A 20835-nucleotide genomic window follows, 5' to 3' on the forward strand; every position below is an offset into this window, starting at 1 on the left:
AGGTATAGCGCATTCAGCGCGGTTTCCGAGAGCGTCGCGTTGAGCTCGACCCCGCAGGCCGTCGGGCCGGCGGAAGAGGACGACTGCAAGTCGTCTATCCCGGGGGGCGTCGCCGCTTCGCGACGGGTTTCACTGTCTTCTGCGAGAGAGCATGTCATGAGCGACCAGGCCCTGAGTAGCCACGAGCATGCCGTCGTGGCTGATTACGACTCCCCGTGGAAGACGGTCCTGGAACGGTACTTTCCGGATTTCCTGGCCTTCTTCTTCCCCGACGCCCATGCCGACATCGACTGGACGCACGGCTACAGCCTGCTCGACAAGGAGCTGCAAAAGGTGGTCCGCGATGCCGAACTCGGTCGTCGCTGGGCCGACTCGCTGATCCGCGTCACCAGCCGGGAGGGAGGCGAGGACTGGCTGCTGGTGCATGTCGAAGTCCAAGGCCGAAACCAAGCCGATTTCGCCCGGCGCATGTTTGTCTACAATTATCGGATCTACGATCGCTATGCCAAGCCGGTGGTGAGTCTGGCCGTACTGGCCGAACCGAGTCGGAGTAAACACGGCGAGTTCGGCTATGCGCGCTGGGGTTGCCGCATGGGTCTGCGGTTTCCCCTGGTCAGCTTGGCCGCCTATCGGACACGCCGAACGGAGCTCGAGTCTTCGGCCAACCCCTTTGCCGTCGTCACCCTGGCTCACCTCAGTGCCCGGGAGACCGCCGGATCGCCAACCGATCGCTATCAGGCCAAGCTGGGACTAATCCGCAGCCTCTACCGGCGCGGTTTCGCACGCCAGGATATCTTGGAGTTGTTCCGGTTCATCGACTGGGTTCTGACGCTGCCGGAAGGACTGGAGCAGCAGTTGTGGTGCGAAGTCCAGCAATTCGACGAGGAAAAGCACATGCATTACTTAAGCAGCATCGAGCGGATGGCACAACAAAAAGGCATCGAGCAGGGCACCGGCCAAGGCCAAGCCAAGCTCCTGCACGTCCTGGTCCGGCAACGTTTCGGCCAGGTCCCGCCCGAGATCGAAGCGCGGATCCGCAGTGCGCACCCGGATCAGTTGGAACAATGGGCGCTGCTGATTCTGGACGCGCGATGCCTGGACGATGTGTTCGGGGCGACGGGAGAACATTGAGTTCTGTCCGGAGTCGGCCTTGTTCACAAGATCCAGAGCAGAACGCTCTATCTTGAGTCCATGACGAAGGCCCTTAAAAAAGTGAGACCTACCGAACCTGGATAAGAAACCGTTCTGGATGCCGATGAATGAGAGCCGCAAAGGATGCTGAAATCACTGCCTGCGAATTTCCCGCAAACCTTCCTGCCGGAGCGGCGTCTGCTGGGTCAGCTCCTGGCGTTTGCCGGGCGTAGCGGCTCCGGCAGCGTCACGGAGATCAGCGACGAGACCGGGATTCCAAACGGGAAGAAAACCGGTAAGGTCGAGCCGATGATCCATTTCACGCGGGGGATGGGGCTGGTGACCGCCGAGAAATCGACGGGCGTCTGGCGGCTTGGGCGTACGCCGCTCGGTGAGATGGTCTCCCGGGAGGACGCCTTTCTGAGCGAGCCGGTGACCATGTGGCTCGCGCATCTTCTGCTGTCACGCCGTTTGGGGCGCGCGGCTCCGGCGACGGGCGTCGCCGATCCCTGGTTCGTGCTGTTTGCTGAGGGACGGTTTCGCTTGGGCGAGCGTTTCGATCTGAACGCCTATCTGAATCTGCTCACCGAGCGACATGGCGCGAAGCAATATCTGAAGCCGCTGGCGGGTCTGGTGACGCGCATGTACAGCGAAGGTACGAGCTTCGCCGACGCTGCAATCTTGAGTACCCCGAAGAATGCCGCGGGTGAGCTGCTTTTCAGGCGCGAGCCGGCCCCGGCCGAGATCGCCTTTTTTCCGGCCTATGCGGTCTTTCTGTGGCTGATCTGGGACGAAGCCTTCGGGGACGTCGAGCAGATGAGCTTCGATGAGCTCGCGCGCGAAACACGCATCCTGTCCTTGTTGGGTTGGGACGGTGCTCAGGCGGCGGTGTGGCTCGACTGGCTGGCGGACCAACATCTCGCGCAGCTTGATCGCTACACTGGGAGCGTGGTATTGCTCAGGCTGGTGAAGACGGGGCAGGTGATCGATCGCCTCTATAGTGAATTGGTCTAGCTGAGCGGTAGTCTATTGCTCTGATATGGATTTCATAAGGGAGAAGACGGTGAAGATCGGAAGTCTGGTTCGATTCAATGATGAGCGGTTTTTCGAAGGCGCGGTGCAGTTGCGGTGGGTGCAGGAGCGCTGGCCGCAAGCCCAGCAGGCCGCGAACGCCTTTGTGTTTCACGGCCCTCGCTATCACGGTGCGGCCGAGGCCGAACTGGACGGCAGCGAGCGCGGCTACCGCCTGAAAGACACGGCGAGCGTCGTTGCCGATCTGCTGGATTCGATCGTCGGCGGGCTCCGCGGCGAAGAGCATAACCCCTATGCGCTGGCCGTCGCCGGCTACGGTACGGGCAAATCCCACCTCTCGACGGCGATTGCCTGTTTGCTCGGCGAACCGCAGGGCTTAACCGCAGGGCAGATCGTCGCAAACCTGACCCAAGCCGACCCCGAGATCGGGCGGCGGGTCGCCGAGCGGGTCGCGCAACTGCGCAAGCCGGTTATGGTGCTCTGTCTCGACGGCATGGCCGGCTTCCATCTGGGCAACGCGCTGATTCAGGCAGTCTTTGCCCAACTGGATCGCTATGGTGTGGATCCGGGCGCAATCCGCGATCTGTCGCCGCGTTTTCAAACCGCCGAGCAATTTGTCGAGCGTAATTTCGACATCCGCGCCGAGGCCTTCGCGCGTCATTGTCCCGCGCTGAGTCGCGATGAGATCCAGGCGCGGCTGCGCAACAACGACGAGGCCATCTACACGCAGGTCGACGCCCTCTATACGGACGCGAACGGCGCAGCCATCCCGGTCGTCGGGCAAGAGTCGGCCCAAGAGTTGATCAATACGCTCTGCGAGGTCTATTGCGGTGCGGACGGCGCCTTTTCGAGCGTTCTGATCCTCTTCGACGAATTCGGACGCTATCTCGAGTATGCAGCCGAAAAGCCGCAGCTCGCGGGCGACGCGGCCCTGCAGCAGATCTTTCAAGGCGTGCAGGACAACAGCAACCGGGTCCGTTTCGTCGGGCTGATTCAATACGAGTTGAAGGCGTATCTGAAGCGTTTCGGCAGCGCGGATCTGCGTCAACTGCAACGCTATATCACGCGCTTCGATACGGCCGAGAAGCTGTATCTCTCGACCAATCTCGAAACCATCTTCGCGCACATGATCGGTAAGGACGAGGCCGGTCTAACGGAGGTCTGGCGTCGGGCGGGTGCGGATGCGGCGCAGCACACGAGCTGGCAGCGGATGTCCCTCGCCCTACCCGGATTCGGCCGGTATCCGGTGTGGAACGATCCGGGGCGCTTCGAGCAGGTCATCGCCAAAGGCTGCTGGCCGCTGCATCCCCTGGCGACCTGGTTCCTCACGCGTCAGCGCGACATCGTGCAACAGCGCTCCGCACTGACCTTCATCAAAGATGTGATCGACCGTATCGGCGAGGAGGACGCGCTCGTCGGCGGACGTCTGCGTCAGGTGAGCGCCGGTGAGCTGGTGCTGCGCAGCATGCTCCCGGAGATGATCGCCGCCGAGCACGAGACCGGCTCGACCGTCGCCGAGACCTTGCAGTTGCTGCTGGAGAAATTCCAAAGCCACTTGGGCGCCGCCGACGAATTGACGCTGGCCGGCGTGGCGATTCTGGAGAAGACCCGTGTCGGCAAGCAAACGCGAGAGCAGGCCGATGCGCTCTTGTCCGAGGCCACGGCATTGGATGCCGAGACCCTGCTGACGGCTGTACGCCGGCTGGGCGATGAGCTGGGTGCATTGGAGTGGAACGGCGATCTCGGTCAATACGAGCTGATCGCCGATGCCTCCACGCGGGGTCAGTTTCAGCAATGGGTGCGGCATCGTACGGCCGCCATCGGCAAGGAGGCGGTGCGCGATCTGTTTGTCCGGCATGCCGCGAAGGACGCCGAGATCGGCGACATCCCGACGGATTTTGGGCAGAATCACAGCATCGCCACAACGGAATGGTTCTTCGAGGCGCAGATCGCCAACCTGCACACCCTGCCGAATGTCGTCAATGCGGCCTTCCAGGACTGGCAGGCAGCGGCCTCGCCGAAGGATGCGCGCGGACGCGTGATCTATCTCTATATCCATGCGGACGATGATCCGGCCGCCGTGGACGAGACGGTTTCGACCACCTTCCAAGCCGAGCTTGTGCGGATCAAACAATCCGCGGCGCCGATCTGGGTTGTGGGTGTCGCGGATCCGAAGCAGGTCATCGCGGACGCGCTCAAGCGGCTTTATCTGTTCGACGAGCAGGTCTCGGGCGAGGAGCGCGAGCGCTTTCGCCGCTTCTTACCGGAGGAAACGCAGCGGGCGCGTGCTGCATTGAAGGCTTCGGTGCAGGAGGCGATCAAGGAGCGGAGCTACTGGGTCGCCGGATTCAACTCCGTCCCTGAAGGACGATTGAAAGCCGTCGCCGAGCGGATCTTTGCGCAGATCTATCCGCGCACGATTCCCTTTCCGTTCGACGGCTTTGCAACCACCGCCGGAGGAGGTCCGGCGGATGCCGCTCAACTCACGCGCAGCCTGATCGCGCGTCAGGTCGACGGAACCTGGGTGCAGGCACAGCAGAAGAGGATGCAGAATCGGGTCGGGGAGGTGCTGGCCCGGAGTTGGCGAGCGCTTGCGCCGACGGGGAAGCTCACGGATCCGGTGAACCCAGCGGTAAAGGCTGTCTTCGACGAGCTGCAGTCGGCGCATCTGAATGATCCCACGCGAACCCTCGGGGCCTCCTATCAAGCCTTGATTGCCCCACCGTACGGCCTGAATACCGCCTCCGCGGGCCTGCTGCTGGGCCTGCTGATCGGCGGCGCTCACCCGCCGCGCCGCCTCGAGCAGAGTGGACAGATGATCGCGTCGGCCGACTGGCTGAGCGATGCCTTCCCCACTCAGCGCGGCAAACACGCGTTCGACCCCGCGGTCCTTCGCAAGACCGCTCTGCGATTCCTGTCGGAAGATGGCGAGGGACGCTGGCGCGCCTTGCTGAGCCGCTGGGACACCGAGCCGAGCTACCGGACGCTGGTCGCGCTTGCGCACGAGGCGGAGCAGATGCAGCGCGTCGATCCGATGCCCGAGGTGTTGGAAGGCACCTACCGGTATCTGTGCGACAAGTCAGCGGAGGCACGGGCGAAGCTGCATCAATTCGGCATCGAGCTCGGCGAGTGGGAAAAGAACATCGAGCGCGCCGAGCGACAGAACAATGTGAACGAGCTGCTGCACCATGCGCTGTTGCTGCTGCGGCGACGAGAAGAGGTCGATGGGTCTGACTGTTGGCCCGAGTCCTTCATGGTCGACTGCGAAAAACAGTTGGCGATTGTTCGCGAGTTGGTGTCCGAGAGGCTCGCCGATTGGATCCCGCGCCAAGGCTGTCACAACGCAGCCGAAGTGGCGACTTTCCGTAATCGGATCGAGCGGGCGATCAAGAGTTTGAAGCGGCTCGGTTTCCCCTCCGAGGCCGGTGCGCTCGAAGAGCAGTCGCAACGCGCGATCATGCAGGTCGAGAAACGCCAGCACTTCAAGCTGACCTTGGACGAGAGCGATGATTATCCGCGACAGCCCGCGCCCACGGAGTCGACGCCCGTGCGTGAGCTGCACGACGGGATCGCGAAGGGCGACGCCTTGATCGATGCGCTCGACGGGGCACGCTCGGCCTTGAGCGAGGAGGAGATTCGCGCGCGCGTGAAGGCAATCCAGGACCGTCAGCAGCGACTGCGCGAGGCGCTCGATCGCCAGCGGGCTCTACTCGGTGCGCTCTTTGCGGCTGTACCGAAGACCGAGAGCGCGCTGCAGGAGGCGCTTGCGCGGGTGAATCGACTGCGCGAGATCTTCATCGGCACGCGCGACGAGGCGGAGGTGAGCGAGCTGGCGTTTCAGCTCCAACGGATCGTCGCCGATCTCGGGACATGGGAAACCGGCGACATGTCCCCCGAGCGGCTGGCCGAGATCCTCGGTCAGCAGATCGAGCACCAGTCGGCCGCACTGTCGGAGGAGCTTGCCGCGCGCGAGATCGATCCCGCCTGGGATCTGGCCTCGGTGTATCGGGCGCTCGGCGCCGAACGCAGCGATGCCGCGCGTCGGCGCTCCGCCGAATGGATGGGCCCGCGTCGCGCGCTTGCGGACAAGATTCCGACACTCGCCCGCGACGGCTGCGCCCGGATCGAGTCGGAGCTCAATGCGGCGCCGGGCTATCTGTGGAGCGAAGACCGTGAGATGGTCGAGCAACTCCTGGAGATGCTGGCGCAGCGGATCGCCGCGCTCGAGGATGAGGCGCGGCAGGCGCGCATCGAGACCTGGCGCCGTGGTCTTCCCGGGATCGAGGAGATCGGGGCACTCGACAAACATCGGGCAGAAGCCTTTTTGAAGGACCTGCAGAACCCGCCCGAGACGCTGTCGCCGGAGGAGCATGCCGTGCTCGCCCCATTCGCTGCGGCGCTGAACGGGCATTACGATCAGATGAGCATGGACGAGATCATGGCGCGGATCGAGCGATTGGGGATGGAGCGTCGGCAGGAACTGCTCGCGTGGCTTGCCGGGAGGGTGGCCTCCGGCTGACGGCTGGACCTTGGCAGCCTTGACCTGTGGTCAGGCCGTCACCGCAAACCGATAGGTTCCACGCCCGGCGGCCTTCGCCTGGTACATGGCGAGGTCGGCCCGGTTGAGCAGCGTCTGAGGATCGTCGCCATGGTCCGGGTAAATGGCGATTCCGATGCTGCCTCCGATGCGCACGGATGCGGCCCCGATCGCGAAGGGTTCACGAAGGACCTGGAGCAGCTTCTCGGCGACCGTCTGCAGGAAGGCACGGTCCGCGATGTGTGCGGTAACGACCACGAGCTCGTCCCCCGCAAAACGGGCGACGGTGTCGGTTTCGCGCACGGATTGCTGAAGGCGCTCGGCCACTTGGCGCAGCAGGAGATCGCCCGCGTCGTGTCCGAGCGAGTCGTTCACCTGTTTGAAGTCGTCGAGGTCGATGAAGAGGACCCCGACGCGGGTGGCCTCGCGGCGGGCCCGTTTCAGCTCCTGATTCAGGCGTTCGAGAAGGAGGTTGCGGTTGGGCAGGCCGGTGACGGCGTCGAAATTGGCGCGATAGAGCATCTCCTCTTCGGTCTGCCGCCGTTTGGTGATGTCGCGAAAGACGACCACCGCGCCGGTCGAGGTGTCCCCGAGCAGCATGGGTGTGACGGCGTATTCGACCGGGAAGGTGCTCCCGTCCGCGCAGCGAAAACACTCGGTGTCGGAGACCTCGGCGCGACCGCTTGTCAGTGCGCGCAGCAGGGGTGGCTCGTCGGTCTGTTCGGCGGGTCCATTGACCGGTCGGCACAGGAGTAGGCGGTTGGCGTCCTGTCCTTGGATCTCCGTGCGTGGCAGGCCGAGCATCGTCGCGGCTGCGGCGTTGACGAACAGGATGCGCCCGTCGCGATCGATGCCGAAGATGCCGTCGCCGGCGGTCTCGAGGATGGATTCGTAGCGCTGCGACAGCTCGTGTCGCTCGGTCTCGTCGGCGGACAAACGCCGGGCGAGGCTGCGTGCGCGAAAGGCGAAGACCAGGGTCAGTCCGGCGACACTTGCGAAGGCCAGCAGCGCGGTGGGCAGTACGCTTGCGATCATGGATCGGCCCGGCGACGGCGGGGTCCAGGTCAGGCTTCCCGCAGGGGCCCCGTCGATGAGTGAGAGCGGCATGCGAGCCTCGCCGGACTCAGGCGCCGCATCGCGGACCAGTCCGTCGACGCCCATGATGTCGCCGAGCTCCGGAAGAACCGTGTTATCGAGCGCGAGCGCGAAGAGCATCACTGCGCCGGGGGCTTCGGCAGGGGATGCGAGATCCTCTTCGTGGAAGAATCGGCTGGCGGCCGCCAAATACAGGGTTCCGTTCAGCTCGATCAGCCCCGTCGTTGCCGCTCCCGGAACCGAGGAGGAAAGGCTGCGCCGTTCCATGTCCAGCAATGCCTTCGTGGACGGGCCGAGGGTGAGGTCCGATGGTGCGCTTCGGGTTCCGTCGGGGGTCGAGATGAAATAGATCCGGTCGCTGCCGTCGGCGGCGAGGGTGAGTGAGAGGTCGAATGTCGCGAGCGCATACTGACCGGGGTTGTCGTCCCACCAGGCCGCGTCTCGCGCCTGGATCACGCGCTCGATGGCGTCGTTCCAAACGGCATAATCCCTGACGTGGTTGGCGAGGTGGCGGCTCTTCATGAGGAGCAGCCCGTCGAGCTGCCGCAAGGATCCCTCCGCAGCGGTCTCGTCCTGGATACGCCCCGCGTGCAGAAGCATCAGCACGGTGAGGGTCAGGCTGACGAGGATCGCGACGATCACCACCTTGATCAAGGTGCCGAGCGTCTGTACGGCCGAGCCGCGTGGGTTTTTGGCTGATGCGCCTTTCGGATTCAGCAACGTTGTTGTTCTCCGAAAACCCCTCGCGAGTCGTCATAATATCAGACTCTGTCGTCTGTTCCGGTGTGGTGTGCCGTCGCCGCGAGACGGATCGAGCGCCCGGGTGAACAGGCTCGTTCGGTCGTGTTTGCGCTGTGATCGATGCTGAGCCGGAGGATTCGATGTGATTCTGTTCCAAGTCGCTCCCGCTCGTCCAGCCTGCCGGTCGGCGTTATGATCAAGGTCGCCCTGTGCCGATGCTGTTTCAACCGAGAGACTGTCATGCCTCAAGCCGCACTCAAAACCGGTTCTTTCACCTACGCAGACTATTGTCTCTGGCCCGAGGACGAACGTTGGGAGCTGATCGACGGTGAAGCATTTGCGATGGCGCCCGCGCCGACGCGACTGCATCAGGACTTTGTCGTCGAGTTGGCCGCGCAGATCCACCCCAAGCTCGCGGGTAGCGGCTGCCGGGTCTATGTCGCCCCCTTCGACGTGCGTCTGCCGAAGCACGACGAGTCCGACGCTCGGGTCGACACGGTGGTGCAGCCCGATCTCGCCGTGATCTGCGATCCGCACAAGCTCGACGTGAAGGGGTGCCGCGGGGCGCCCGATTGGATCGTCGAGATCCTCTCGCCGTCGAGCGCGGTTCATGATCAGGTCCGTAAGCGGGCACTCTACGAGCGTCATGGCGTGCGCGAATACTGGCTGCTGCACCCGGTGGATCGGGTGCTGACCCTCTATCGGCTCGGTGCGGACGGCGTTTACGGGAAGCCGGACGTGCAGGGTCTGGAAGGACAGACCCCTGTCGGCGTGATCGATGGTCTGGAGATCCACTGGCCGGCTCCCGAGACGGATCCGACGATGAGCACGGGGGACTGACGAACCGATGGGTTCCGGAAAGACGGTCGCAGGCCGACGCTACCTGCATCGAACGTTGCTCGACCGTTCCGAGCCAGCGTTGACGAGCGGCGTGGCCGCGGCCTTGGAGATGCTTCGGGCGTCGGCCGAGCCCGATTTCAATGTCGTGCGCGTTGCCGTGGACGGCTCCGAGGTGGCCTTCCTCAACTACCCGGATTTTTTCGAGACCCCCTTCCCGGCGCTGAAGGAGAGTTGGCGTGTGGATCGCGCAACGGGGGAGACGGGCTATCGCACCTACGAAGACTCGCTGAACCCGCCCATCCTGCATCGTAAGGAGCTGTTGCTCCCCAGCGATCATCCGGGCCGCGCCGAGTATGTCGCCTTGACCGAGCAGGCCGAGTCGATCGGTCTGTTCGACGATCCCAAGCGCATCGGCTATCGGCGTCAGTGGGAGGCGCTGGTCGCGGATGCCGGGTACCGGATCGAGGGGCATACCCTGCTTCCGATCGGCAACCTCGACGGTGTCGCGGGCGAGGCTGCCGACTTGGCCTTGGCCGAGGCCGAGGCGGGGGAGGGCGGGGTCTTGTCTTGCGACCTCGTCGGACTCGGCAGCGCGCTCGATTGGGAGGCGGCGCGACACCGCACCGCGATGGTGCGCTATGGCTTCTCGGCGCCGGTGCAGACGCTGGCGCGGCATGGCTTCCTGGATGGCCGCTTTGGGCTGTTCGACTACGGCTGCGGGCGCGGCGACGACGTGCGCGGTTTGCGCGAGAACGGGCTGACCGCCTCCGGGTGGGATCCCTATTTTGCGCCGGACGAGCCGGTCGCCGCGGCCGACATCGTCAATCTCGGTTTCGTGATCAACGTGATCGAGGACTTCGACGAGCGGCTGCTGGCCTTGACGCGGGCCTGGTCGCTCGCCGAGCGGCTGTTGGTCGTGTCGGTGATGCTCGCCAATCAGAACGATCCGCGCGGGGAGCGGTTTCGCGACGGCGTCATGACGCAGCGCGGCACCTTCCAGCGCTATTACACCCAGTCCGAGATCAAGACGTATCTGGAGCAGGTGCTGGACGAGGAGCCGATCCCGGTTGCGCCGGGCGTGCTCTATGTGTTCCGCGACAAGGACGCGGAGCAGCGGTTTTTGGTGGAGCGCTACAGCCGCAGAAGCAATCGGCTCGGGGTGCCGAGCACGCGCCCCGCGCCGCCACCGCGTGAGCGGCCGGCTCGGCGCGATCGCGCGGCGGAACGCTTTGATGCCTATCGCGAGCCGTTGGAGCGTCTCTGGGAGACCTGGTTGTGTCTGGGGCGCACGCCGGAGAAGAGCGAGGTCGATGATCTGCTGCCCTTGCTCGAGGGCTTCGGCAGTCTCGGCAAGGCGCTGCGTTTCCTCGCCGAGCAGAAGGAACCGGATGACGCACAGGTCGCGCTGGCGCAGGCCGAGCAGGCGCGCATCGCCGACCTGGAGGTCTATTTCGCACTTCAGCAGTTCAGCCGACGGCGTCCCTACAAGCATCTGGATGCGGGATTGCAGCGCGACATCAAGGCGTTCTTCGGTGACTATCCGGCCGCGTTGGAGGCCGGTCGTACGCAGCTCTTTCGGATCGCCGACACCGACGCGATCGCCGCCGCCTGCCGATCGGCCGCCGAGCATGGGCTGGGATGGCTCGAGCCGGGCGCCTCGCTGCAGCTACACAGCCGATTGGTCGAGCAGCTCCCGGCGCTCTTGCGCGTGTATGTCGGCGCTGCCTCGATGCTCTACGGCGATATCCGCGAGGCGGATCTGGTGAAGATCCATATCGGCTCGGGCAAGCTGAGCCTGATGCGGTATGACGATTTCGAGGGCAGGGCGCTGCCGCGGATGGTCGAGCGGGTCAAGATCAAGCTGCGCGAGCAGGATATCGACTATTTCGCCTATGGCGAGGCGTTCGAGCCGCCGTATCTCTATCGCAAGGCGGGTTATCTGAACGAGGAATGCGAGGGGTATCCGGAGCAGCTCGCCTTCGACGAGGCGCTCGAGGCGCTTGGTGTGCTGCCGATGTCTGGCTATGGGCCGGCGCCGGCAGCCTTCGACGCACTGCTCGAGCGTCGGCGCTGGATGATCGAGGACGGCGCCCTGGTGCGCTCTCGGACGATCCCCGAGCCGGATGCGCCCTGCGGGCATTCTCTCAGCTACCGTCAGTTGATCGAATGTGGCGAGACACAGGCCGCGACGGGGCTCGGCAACCGCCCGGAGCAACCCGAGACCTACACGGCGCTGTGCGATCTGGCCACGCAGGTCCTGGATCCGGTGATCGAGTATTTCGGGATGATTCGACTGACCTACGGGTTCTGCTCCGCGCCGCTGGCGAAGGCGATCCCGGGGCGGATCGATCCGAAGCGCGATCAGCACGCGGCGCACGAGCGCAATCGGCTGGGTCATCCCATCTGCCCGCGTCTGGGTGCCGCCGTGGATTTTCTGGTCGAGGACGAGGATATGCTCGAGGTCGCGCGCTGGGTCGTCGCCGAAACGCCCTTCGATCGGCTCTACTTCTACGGCAACGACAACCCGATCCATGTGAGTTATGGACCCGAGCAAAGCCGTCAGGTGGTGTTGATGCTGCCGGGTCCAAGCGGCCGGCTGGTGCCTAAGTGCGTGCCGGTCGAACGGTTTCTCGATTCGGATGGGTGATGAGGGGTTCGGGGTTCGGGGTGCGGGGTTCGGGGTTCGGGGTGCGGGGTTCGGGGTGCAGGGTTCGGGGTTCGGGGTGCAGTCGTAGGTTGGGCAAAGCGCAGCGTGCCCAACGCGCACCGGCATCGGGAGTAGCAGTTGGGCACGCTGCGCTTTGCCCAACCTACTGTTCTCCTACTGTTCTCCTAATCGAGCAGCCTCTGCGCTTCCTGGACCTGAGTCGCGGCGATGAGCCAACGCATCAACTGCGCCGGATCCTGCTCGCCGAGGATGCGTTCTCGCGCCAGTGTGTCGACGACGAGCCCACGCTCGGTGAGCAGGGCGAGGATCGACTCGGCGATGCCTTGGCTGATCCCTTGATTGATTCCCTCAACAACCCCCTCTTGACGCACGGCGTCCAGACTCTCGTAACCCTCGCGCTGCAGCAGGTTGCGCAGCGTCGCGCGGTGTGCGGCATCGCGGTCGTAGAGCGCCTCGATCGGGACCGGGTTACGTAGCAGACTCGGCGCACTCAGGATCTCGCCGGGACCGACCACGCGCATGGATTCGCCGGGTCGATAGACCTCGACCCGTCGCGGACCGACCAGACGCACCACCCAAACCTGCTGGGTGCCGCTCTGCAACAACTCCGCAATCTTGTCCTGCAACTCCTGCTCGTCCTGTCCGCGAGCGGCATACTCGACCGCCAAGGGCGGCGCGCCCGGGATCCAGCCCCGTTCTGCGCCTCCGTGGCCGATCGCGACGTCGGGTGCGCGCAACGTCCCCGAATCCGGGGTGAAACCCGCATCGACACCGGCCCATTCGACATCCGGGTCGGTCTCCAGTGCTGCCGCGCCGATCAGATTCGTTCCGGCATGCTCGCGCCCGGAGGGCGCGCAATAGATCGGGTGACCGCTGGAGAGCTCGTAGCGATCGCCTTCGCCGAGTTGGTCGACGTGAAACGGACCCTGTCGATCGGTGCGTGGTCGGTGCGGCATCTGCGTCTCCGGTTGGAGGATGGGTTTCGCTGACGCTCTACCCATCCTACGCGTTCATCAAGGTGTTCACCTTGTTTCGACATGTCACTTAAGGTGCTACACCATCACACCCGGCGAAAAGCTGTAGCTGTCCAGGATGTTGACATAATTGGCGCGCTCGAGCTCCGCCGGGTTGGGGACCGAGATGGCGCTGACGCGGCCGCGGAAGTCGTCCACGGACTCGAATCCCTGCTCCTCCATCCAGTCTTGGATGCCCGCCAGGATCTGCGCGGTGTAGGCCGGTCCTTTGCCGAGTAGGGCGCTGCACAGATGCACCACGTCGGCGCCTGCGAGCAGGAGCTTGATGGCGTCTGCGGAGGTGTGCACGCCGCCGGTCGCACCGAGTGATAGGCCATCGAAGCGGCCGTAGAGGATGGCGATCCAGCGCATCGCGAGCAGGGCCTCGGCGGAGGTCGAGGGGTGCAGGCTCGATTGCAGCCGCAGGCTGTCGATGTTGATATCGGGCTGATAGAAACGATTAAAGAGCGCCACGCCGTTGGCGCCGGACGCCGCGACCTGGCCGACGAAGTTGCCGATGGAGCTGAAGCTCGGGGAGAGCTTCATGTTGATCGGGATCTGGATGTGGCCGCGCAGCGCGCGCAGGAGCTCGAGGTAACGCTCCTCGACCTGAAGCCCGGTCTGGGCGACATCGCCGGCGACATAGTAGACGTTGAGCTCCAGGGCATCCGCACCGGCCTGTTGCAGCTCGGTCGCGTGCTTGATCCAACCGCCGGGTGTGACGCCGTTGAGGCTGGCGATGACCGGGATGTCCAGTGACTCTTTGAGCTTACGGATGTTGTCCAGATAGCGCTCGAGCGCGCCCTCGAAATCCTGATGAACGGGCAGAAAGCCGCTATCGGCCTCGCCGAAACCGATGTCCTGGTGGTGCAGGAAGCGCACCATGCTTTCGGATTCGGCGGTGACGGCCTCTTCGAAGAGCGACCACATGATGATGGCCGCAGCGCCATGGTCTTCCAGCTCGCGTGCGATGGCGACGCTCTTGGACAGGGGCGAGGCAGAGGGAACCAGCGGATTCTTGATCGTCAGCCCGAGATAGTTGGTCGTGAGATCCATAGCGAGTGCTCCGGCAAGGGATAAGGGGTCGCCCGTCGGTGATCGGCTGGAGTGGTCGTGGTCGGGGGGCGGGGCGACTTAACCCGGCCCCCGCTGAGGCGCGATGCCTCTGCTTCCGCGATCCGCGGCTCCCGGCGATCGTCTAAAATTAATATCTTTTAATACCTTAAACCGCGCCAGCTCCAGCAGTCGTCGGAGCTGGCGCGGCCAAGGCAATCCAAAAAACGACGCATATCGCACCGGGCGCGGTTTAAGACGCTTTCGGTGTCGGCTCTTTTGCGGCCGGCGCGGGTGCATTCTGCACAGCCAGATGCGCCAACTGCTCGTAGAGCGTGAAGCGTGTCTGGACGTGCTTCTGGGCGAGCTGCAGATACCGCTCCGCCGCCTCCGGATGGGTGTGGGTGAGGACGCTGAAGCGGGTCTCCGAGGACACGAAGTCGCGATATGGAATGCTCGGCGGTTTGCTGTCGATGTGCAACGGATTCTCGCCCGCGGCGAGCCGGCGCGGGTCGAACCTGAACAGGCCCCAGTGTCCCGAGTTGACCGCCATGTCCTGCTGACGCAGGTTATGGGACAGATCGATGCCGTGAGCGATGCACGGCGAGTAACAGATGATGACCGACGGACCGTCGAAGGATTCGGCCTCGATGAAGGCGCGGACCGTCTGCACGTCCTTGGCACCGAAGGCGACCTGGGCGACATAGACGTTCTCGTAGGCCATCGCCATCATGGCGAGATCCTTCTTGAAGGTCGGTTTGCCGGCCGCCGAGAACTTCGCGACCGCGCCCATCGGGGTCGACTTGGAGGTCTGGCCGCCGGTGTTGGAATAGACCTCCGTATCCAGGATCAAGAGGTTCACATTACGCCCGCTGGCGAGGACGTGATCCACGCCGCCGTAGCCGATGTCGTAGGCCCAGCCGTCGCCGCCGATGATCCAGACGCTGCGTTTGACGATCTGGTCGCAGATGGCCTCGAGGGTACGTGCGTCCAGGTCCGGGATGCCCTTGAGCTTCTCCTTGAGCGCAAGCACGCGCTCGCGCTGCTCGAAGATCCCGGCCTCGTTGGACTGGTCGGCCGTGAGCAGTCCCTCGGCGAGATCCTCGCCGATCTTGGGTGCGAGCCGCTTGATGATCTCGCGGGCATGGGTGGCCTGTTTGTCGATGGCGAGCCGCAAGCCCATCCCGAACTCGGCGTTGTCTTCGAACAGCGAGTTGTTCCAGGCCGGTCCGCGGCCCTCGCTGTTGGTGGTATAGGGGGTCGTCGGCAGGTTGCCGCCGTAGATCGAGGAGCAGCCGGTGGCGTTGCCGATCAGCATGCGGTCGCCGAACAGCTGGGTCGCAAGCTTGACGTAGGGTGTCTCGCCGCAGCCTACGCAGGCGCCGGAGAACTCAAACAGCGGCTCGAGCATCATGGCGTGCTTGATCTTGGTGCCGTCGAGCTTGGTGCGATCGTATTCCGGTAGGGTCAGGAAGAAGTCCCAATTGGCCTGCTCGACGGCGTGCGTCTGCTCGGCCGGCACCATGTTGAGCGCCTTGCGTTTGGGGTCTTTGCGATCGCGGATCGGGCAGACCTCCACACAGAGACCGCAGCCGGTACAGTCGTCCGGGGCGACCTGATAGGTGATGTGATGACCGACCGGGAAGTCTTTGCCTTTGATCTGGACGTGCTGGAAGCTCGCCGGGGCCGCGTCCGTGAGCGCGACCGGATAGACCTTGGCGCGGATCGCTGCATGGGGGCAGACCAGCGGGCATTTGCCGCAATGGGTGCAGAGGTCGTCCTCCCATTTCGGCAGCTCGAGGGCGATGTTGCGCTTCTCGTAGCGGGTCGTGCCGGTCGGCCAGGTGCCGTCCGCCGGCATCAGGCTGACCGGCAGACTGTTGCCTTTGCCGGCAATCAGGGTCGCGGTCACATTGCGCACGAAGTCGGGTGCCGAGATCGGGACCACGGGCGGGCGCTCGAAGGCACTGGTCACTTGCGCCGGGACACTGACCTGATGGAGCCCGGCGAGTGCGGCATCGATCGCCTTGTAGTTGCGCTCCAACAGACTCTGACCCTTTCTGCCGTAGGTCTTCTCGACCGCGTGCTTGATGTGGTCGATCGCCTCGTCCTTGGGCAGGATGCCCGAGATGGCGAAGAAGCAGGTCTGCATGATGGTGTTGATGCGCCGGCCCATGCCGGTCGCACCCGCGATCCCGTAGGCATCGATGACGTAGAAGTCGAGACCCTTGTCGATGATCGTCTGCTGCATCTTGCGCGGCAGCTCGTCCCAGATCCGATCGGGCGGCGTGTGCGAGTTCAGCAGGAACACCGCACCCGGACGTGCGTGATCGAGCATGTCGTAACGCGTGAGGAAGGTCGGCTGATGACAGGCGACGAAGCTCGCTTCGTTCTCGCCGATCAGGTAGGTGCTGTTGATCGGCTTCGGTCCGAAGCGCAGATGGCTGATGGTGACCGCGCCGGCCTTCTTGGAGTCGTACTCGAAGTAGCCCTGACCGAAGTTGGGCGTCTCTTCGCTGATGATCTTGATCGAGTTCTTGTTGGCCGAGACGGTACCGTCAGAGCCCAAGCCGAAGAAGACGCAGGCGGTGACGCCCGCCATCGCCGCCGGCTTGAAGTCCGGATCCCAGGCCAGGCTGGTGTGGCCGACGTCGTCGATGATGCCGACCGTGAAGGGGTTCTTGGGCTTGGGCGCCGCCAGCTCGTCGAAGACGCCCTTGACCATGGCCGGGGTGAACTCTTTGGACGAGAGCCCGTAGCGCCCGCCGACCACGCGCGGCATGGTGGCGACACGGCCGTCGGCGAACGCTTGGGCCAATGCGGTGACGACGTCCTTGTACATCGGCTCGCCGTCGGCGCCCGGCTCTTTGCAGCGATCGAGCACGGCGAGTCGGGTCGCGGTGACCGGAATGGAGGAGAGGAGGGCGCCTGCATCGAAGGGGCGGTAGAGCCGGATCTTGATCAGGCCGACCTTCTCGCCGTGGTCCACGAGATGCTCCACCGCCTCCTGTGCGGCCCCGATCCCGGAGCCCATCAGCAGAATCACACGTTCAGCATCAGCTGCGCCGACATACTCGAAGAGCCCGTACTGACGACCCGTGAGCCCGGCGAAGCGATCCATGGTGCGCTGCACGATGCCGGAAACCGCATCGTAGTAGGGGTTGACGGTCTCGCGGCCTTGAAAATACACATCCGGGTTCTGCGAGGTGCCGCGGATCACGGGATGATCGGGATTGAGTGCGCGCGCGCGGCAGGCGCTCACCAGCTCCTCGTCGATCAGTGCGCGGATCGTCTCGTGCGAGACCTGCTCGATCTTGGTGACCTCGTGCGAGGTTCTGAACCCATCGAAGAAGTGCAGGAAGGGGACGCGGCTTTCCAGGGTCGCGGCCTGCGCAATGAGCGCGAAATCCATGGCCTCCTGGACCGAGGCCGAGCAGAACATGGCATAGCCGGTGGCGCGGCAGGCCATGACGTCCGAATGGTCGCCGAAGATCGACAAACCCTGCGCCGCAAGCGAGCGCGCAGAGACATGAAAGACCGTCGGGCTCAGCTCGCCGGCGATCTTGTACATGTTCGGGATCATCAGCAGCAGACCCTGCGAGGCGGTAAAGGTCGTCGCCAGGGAGCCGCCCTGCAGTGCCCCATGGATCGCGCCGGCCGCGCCGGCCTCGCTCTGCATCTCCACGACATCGGGGATCGTGCCCCAAAGATTCGGAATCCCGAGCGACGACCACTCGTCCGCCCATTCGCCCATGTTCGAGGACGGCGTGATGGGATAGATGGCGATGACTTCGTTGGTCAAGTGAGCGACGTAGGCCACGGCCTCGTTGCCGTCGACGGTTACCATGAGCTTGTGCGACATCAGAGCAATCCCCGGATGAATAGGGTAGGTTAGACCGGCAACGCGGAGGGGCTGCGCTGTACTCCGACTCGGCGGCAAGCGCAGCCCGAAGCGAGACGGGAGCCGAGTAACGGCCTCGACTATAGCCCGAAATGCTGTTGGATTGACGGTCGTTTTCCTGTGCTTTCAAGCGAATCGACCTCGGCATGATCCGGATCAGGTCGGTATTTCCTGCACCCTGATGGTGCCCATCTCCGGATCTGCGCGAGGACTTCTGCGCATCCGTTCGTGACATGCGGCTCGGACATGGAGCTGGCAGACCCTATCGTCAGCACAACCGACAGCGCGTCGGCACAACCTACAGTGCACGCGCCAGCACGACCGCGTCCTCGCGCCCTTTGGCGGCGGGGTAATAGCCGGGCCGTAGGCCGATCTCGCAGAATCCCTCGGAGGCATAGAGCGCGCGGGCACGGCTGTTTGACGCGCGCACCTCGAGGAAGGCGCTGTCCGCCCGCCGCGTGCGTGCGAACGTCATCAAATGGCGGAGCAGGCGGCGGCCGAGCCCCCGGCCTTGCCAGTCGGGATGGATGCAGAGATTGAGAATGTGGCACTCGCCGACGGCGACCGCCATCGCGGCATGGGCGACGACCTCCCCATCCAGCTCGCCCACCCAGCAGGAGTAGCCGACCCGCAGACAGTCGCGAAAGATGCCCTCCGTCCACGGATGCTCGTAAGCTGCTCGATCCGCCGCGCAGACGGCTTCGACATCCCGCTCGGTCATGGCCCTGAGGCGCAAGGCGAGGGGGAGGGCGGACTCGGCGCAGGTTCTTTGCATCGTCGAACGGGCTTCTTGCATCGTCTGATCGGCTCGATTCATCTGTTTCGGGTGATGGTGCGGCGCCGTGGCGCGCACCCGGACCCCACAGTATACCGACCGGGGCGTTCGCCTGAACCGCGAACGCGCGCTTTAGGTGAACGGCGGGCGCTTCAAGTCTATAATTCCGCGGTTTAGTCGCACGCACCCCGGACTGCATAGATCCCCCCATGAGCGAGCTCCAAGAACAACTCAACCGGCGTCGAACCTTCGCCATCATCTCCCACCCGGACGCCGGCAAGACCACACTGACCGAGAAGTTGCTGCTGTTCGGGGGCGCGATCCAGCTCGCCGGAACGGTCAAGGGACGCAAGGCCGCCCGTCACGCCACCTCGGATTGGATGGAGCTGGAGAAGGAGCGCGGGATCTCCGTGACCTCCTCGGTGATGCAGTTTCCCTATGGCGAGAGCATCGTCAACCTGCTCGACACCCCCGGACACCAGGACTTCTCGGAGGACACCTATCGGACGCTGACTGCGGTCGATTCGGCCCTGATGGTCATCGACGTCGCCAAAGGCGTCGAGGAGCGGACCATCAAGCTGATGGAGGTCTGCCGTCTGCGCGACACCCCGATCCTGACCTTCATCAACAAGCTCGACCGCGAGGGCCGCGACGCCATCGATGTCCTCGACGAGGTCGAGGACATCCTCAAGATCCAATGCGCGCCGGTCACCTGGCCGATCGGGATGGGCAAACGTTTCAAGGGCGTCTACGACCTGCGCTTCGATCGCACCCATCTCTTCAGCGCCCAGCACGGCGGGCGCATCACCGAGGGCGAGATCATCCAGGGTCTCGACAATCCGCGTATGGAGGAGGTGCTCGGTGATCAGGCCGACGAGCTGCGCATCGAGATGGAGCTGGTCCAGGGTGCGAGCCATCCGCTCGACCTCGATGCCTACATCGGCGGTCGGCAGACACCGGTCTTCTTCGGTTCGGCGATCAACAACTTCGGGGTTCGCGAGCTGCTCGACGCCTTCGTCGAATACGCGCCGGCGCCGCGTGCACGCGACACACTGCAACGCCCGGTGGATCCCGCCGAAGAGCCGTTTACCGGTTTCGTCTTCAAGATCCAGGCAAACATGGACCCGGCGCACCGCGACCGAGTGGCCTTTCTGCGCGTCTGCTCGGGCAGCTACAAGAAGGGCATGAAGATGCGGCACGTGCGCATCGGCAAGACCATTCAGGTCGCAAATGCCATCACCTTCCAGGCCGACGAGCGTCGCCACGTGGAAGAGGCTTGGCCGGGCGATATCATCGGGTTGCACAATCACGGCACCATTCAGATCGGCGATACCTTCACCGAGGGCGAGGAGCTGAAATACGGCGGCATTCCGTACTTTGCTCCCGAGCTGTTCCGTCGCGTCGTCCTCAAGGACCCGCTGCGGATGAAGGCCCTGCAGAAGGGCGTGGTTCAGCTTTCCGAGGAGGGCGCGACCCAGGTCTTCAGGCCGCTCAAGAACAACGACATGATCCTGGGTGCCGTCGGCATTCTGCAGTTCGATGTCGCCGCTTATCGCCTCAAAGACGAGTACGGCGTCGAGGCACTGTTCGAGCCCGCCAGCGTCAAGACCGCGCGCTGGGTCGTCTGCGAGGACCCGAAACGCCTCGAGCAGTTCAAGGAGAAGAACTACGAGAACCTCGCACTGGACGGCGACGACCAGCTGGTCTATTTGGCGCCGACCCGCGTCAACTTGGACCTGGCCCAAGAGCGCTGGCCCGACGTGCGGTTCCTTGCGACGCGCGAGCTGTAAGTCATGAACGCGTAGGATGGGTGGAGCGTCAGCGAAACCCATCCAGCCCGCGCCAAGCGCATCGGACCGAAACCCGGCAACCCGGCGGTTTGGAGGATGGGTTTCGCCGATGCTCTACCCATCCTACTGGGTCAGCATGATTTCGCATAATGTATATTATGTAAAGTCACATGTGCCGATTGGATCACGTGCGTCGAACGCGTCATCGGCTACTACAGCCTGACCGTCGGCCAGATCGACTGCCTCGACGCCCCGCAGC

At 64.2% G+C, this 20835-nt stretch carries 11 protein-coding genes; 6 read left to right on the forward strand and 5 right to left on the reverse strand.

Annotation, left to right across the window (positions count from 1 at the left end; genetic code table 11):
- The first annotated feature begins 156 nt into the window (after positions 1-156).
- The 3 genes from KFB96_RS04565 (at position 157) to KFB96_RS04575 (ending at position 6682) form a co-directional block, all read left to right on the forward strand.
- Entirely contained in the window at positions 157-1131 is a 975-nt protein-coding gene (locus tag KFB96_RS04565; RefSeq protein ID WP_213459379.1) for a DUF4351 domain-containing protein, read from the forward strand.
- 144 nt (positions 1132-1275) lie between these two features.
- Positions 1276-2145, forward strand: a complete 870-nt coding sequence (locus KFB96_RS04570; RefSeq protein ID WP_300971297.1) for a hypothetical protein — start codon at positions 1276-1278, stop codon at positions 2143-2145.
- 49 nt (positions 2146-2194) lie between these two features.
- Positions 2195-6682, forward strand: a complete 4488-nt coding sequence (locus KFB96_RS04575) for a hypothetical protein (protein ID WP_300971298.1) — start codon at positions 2195-2197, stop codon at positions 6680-6682.
- Positions 6683-6712: 30 nt separating this feature from the next.
- Here the strand turns inward: KFB96_RS04575 and KFB96_RS04580 are convergent, their stop codons facing one another.
- A complete protein-coding gene (locus KFB96_RS04580; protein WP_213459384.1) occupies positions 6713-8515 on the reverse strand; it encodes a diguanylate cyclase in 1803 nt (600 codons plus the stop codon).
- 261 nt (positions 8516-8776) lie between these two features.
- Between KFB96_RS04580 and KFB96_RS04585 the strand changes: the two genes are divergently transcribed.
- On the forward strand, positions 8777-9376 hold the full coding sequence (locus KFB96_RS04585; protein ID WP_213459386.1) for a Uma2 family endonuclease: 600 nt from the start codon (positions 8777-8779) through the stop codon (positions 9374-9376).
- 7 nt (positions 9377-9383) lie between these two features.
- A complete protein-coding gene (locus KFB96_RS04590; protein ID WP_213459388.1) occupies positions 9384-12023 on the forward strand; it encodes a DNA phosphorothioation-associated putative methyltransferase in 2640 nt (879 codons plus the stop codon).
- Positions 12024-12208: 185 nt separating this feature from the next.
- Here the strand turns inward: KFB96_RS04590 and KFB96_RS04595 are convergent, their stop codons facing one another.
- From KFB96_RS04595 to rimI, 4 genes are all read right to left on the reverse strand, one after another.
- The gene (locus KFB96_RS04595; protein WP_213459390.1) at positions 12209-13000 is read right to left on the reverse strand and encodes a Uma2 family endonuclease; all 792 of its coding nucleotides are present in this window, start codon (positions 12998-13000) and stop codon (positions 12209-12211) included.
- A gap of 96 nt (positions 13001-13096) precedes the next feature.
- Positions 13097-14113 carry a dihydroorotate dehydrogenase-like protein gene (locus tag KFB96_RS04600; protein ID WP_213459392.1) on the reverse strand — a complete coding sequence of 339 codons (1017 nt, stop codon included), beginning with the start codon at positions 14111-14113 and terminating at the stop codon, positions 13097-13099.
- 250 nt (positions 14114-14363) lie between these two features.
- Positions 14364-17972, reverse strand: a complete 3609-nt coding sequence (gene nifJ / locus KFB96_RS04605; protein ID WP_213459393.1) for a pyruvate:ferredoxin (flavodoxin) oxidoreductase — start codon at positions 17970-17972, stop codon at positions 14364-14366.
- A 337-nt stretch (positions 17973-18309) separates the two neighbouring features.
- Positions 18310-18828, reverse strand: a complete 519-nt coding sequence (rimI, locus tag KFB96_RS04610) for a ribosomal protein S18-alanine N-acetyltransferase (RefSeq protein WP_300971299.1) — start codon at positions 18826-18828, stop codon at positions 18310-18312.
- Positions 18829-18995: 167 nt separating this feature from the next.
- Between rimI and KFB96_RS04615 the strand changes: the two genes are divergently transcribed.
- A complete protein-coding gene (locus KFB96_RS04615; RefSeq protein WP_213459398.1) occupies positions 18996-20576 on the forward strand; it encodes a peptide chain release factor 3 in 1581 nt (526 codons plus the stop codon).
- Positions 20577-20835: the final 259 nt, after the last annotated feature.

Source organism: Thiocapsa sp. (assembly GCF_018399035.1).
In the GTDB taxonomy this organism is placed as follows: Bacteria; Pseudomonadota; Gammaproteobacteria; order Chromatiales; family Chromatiaceae; genus Thiocapsa.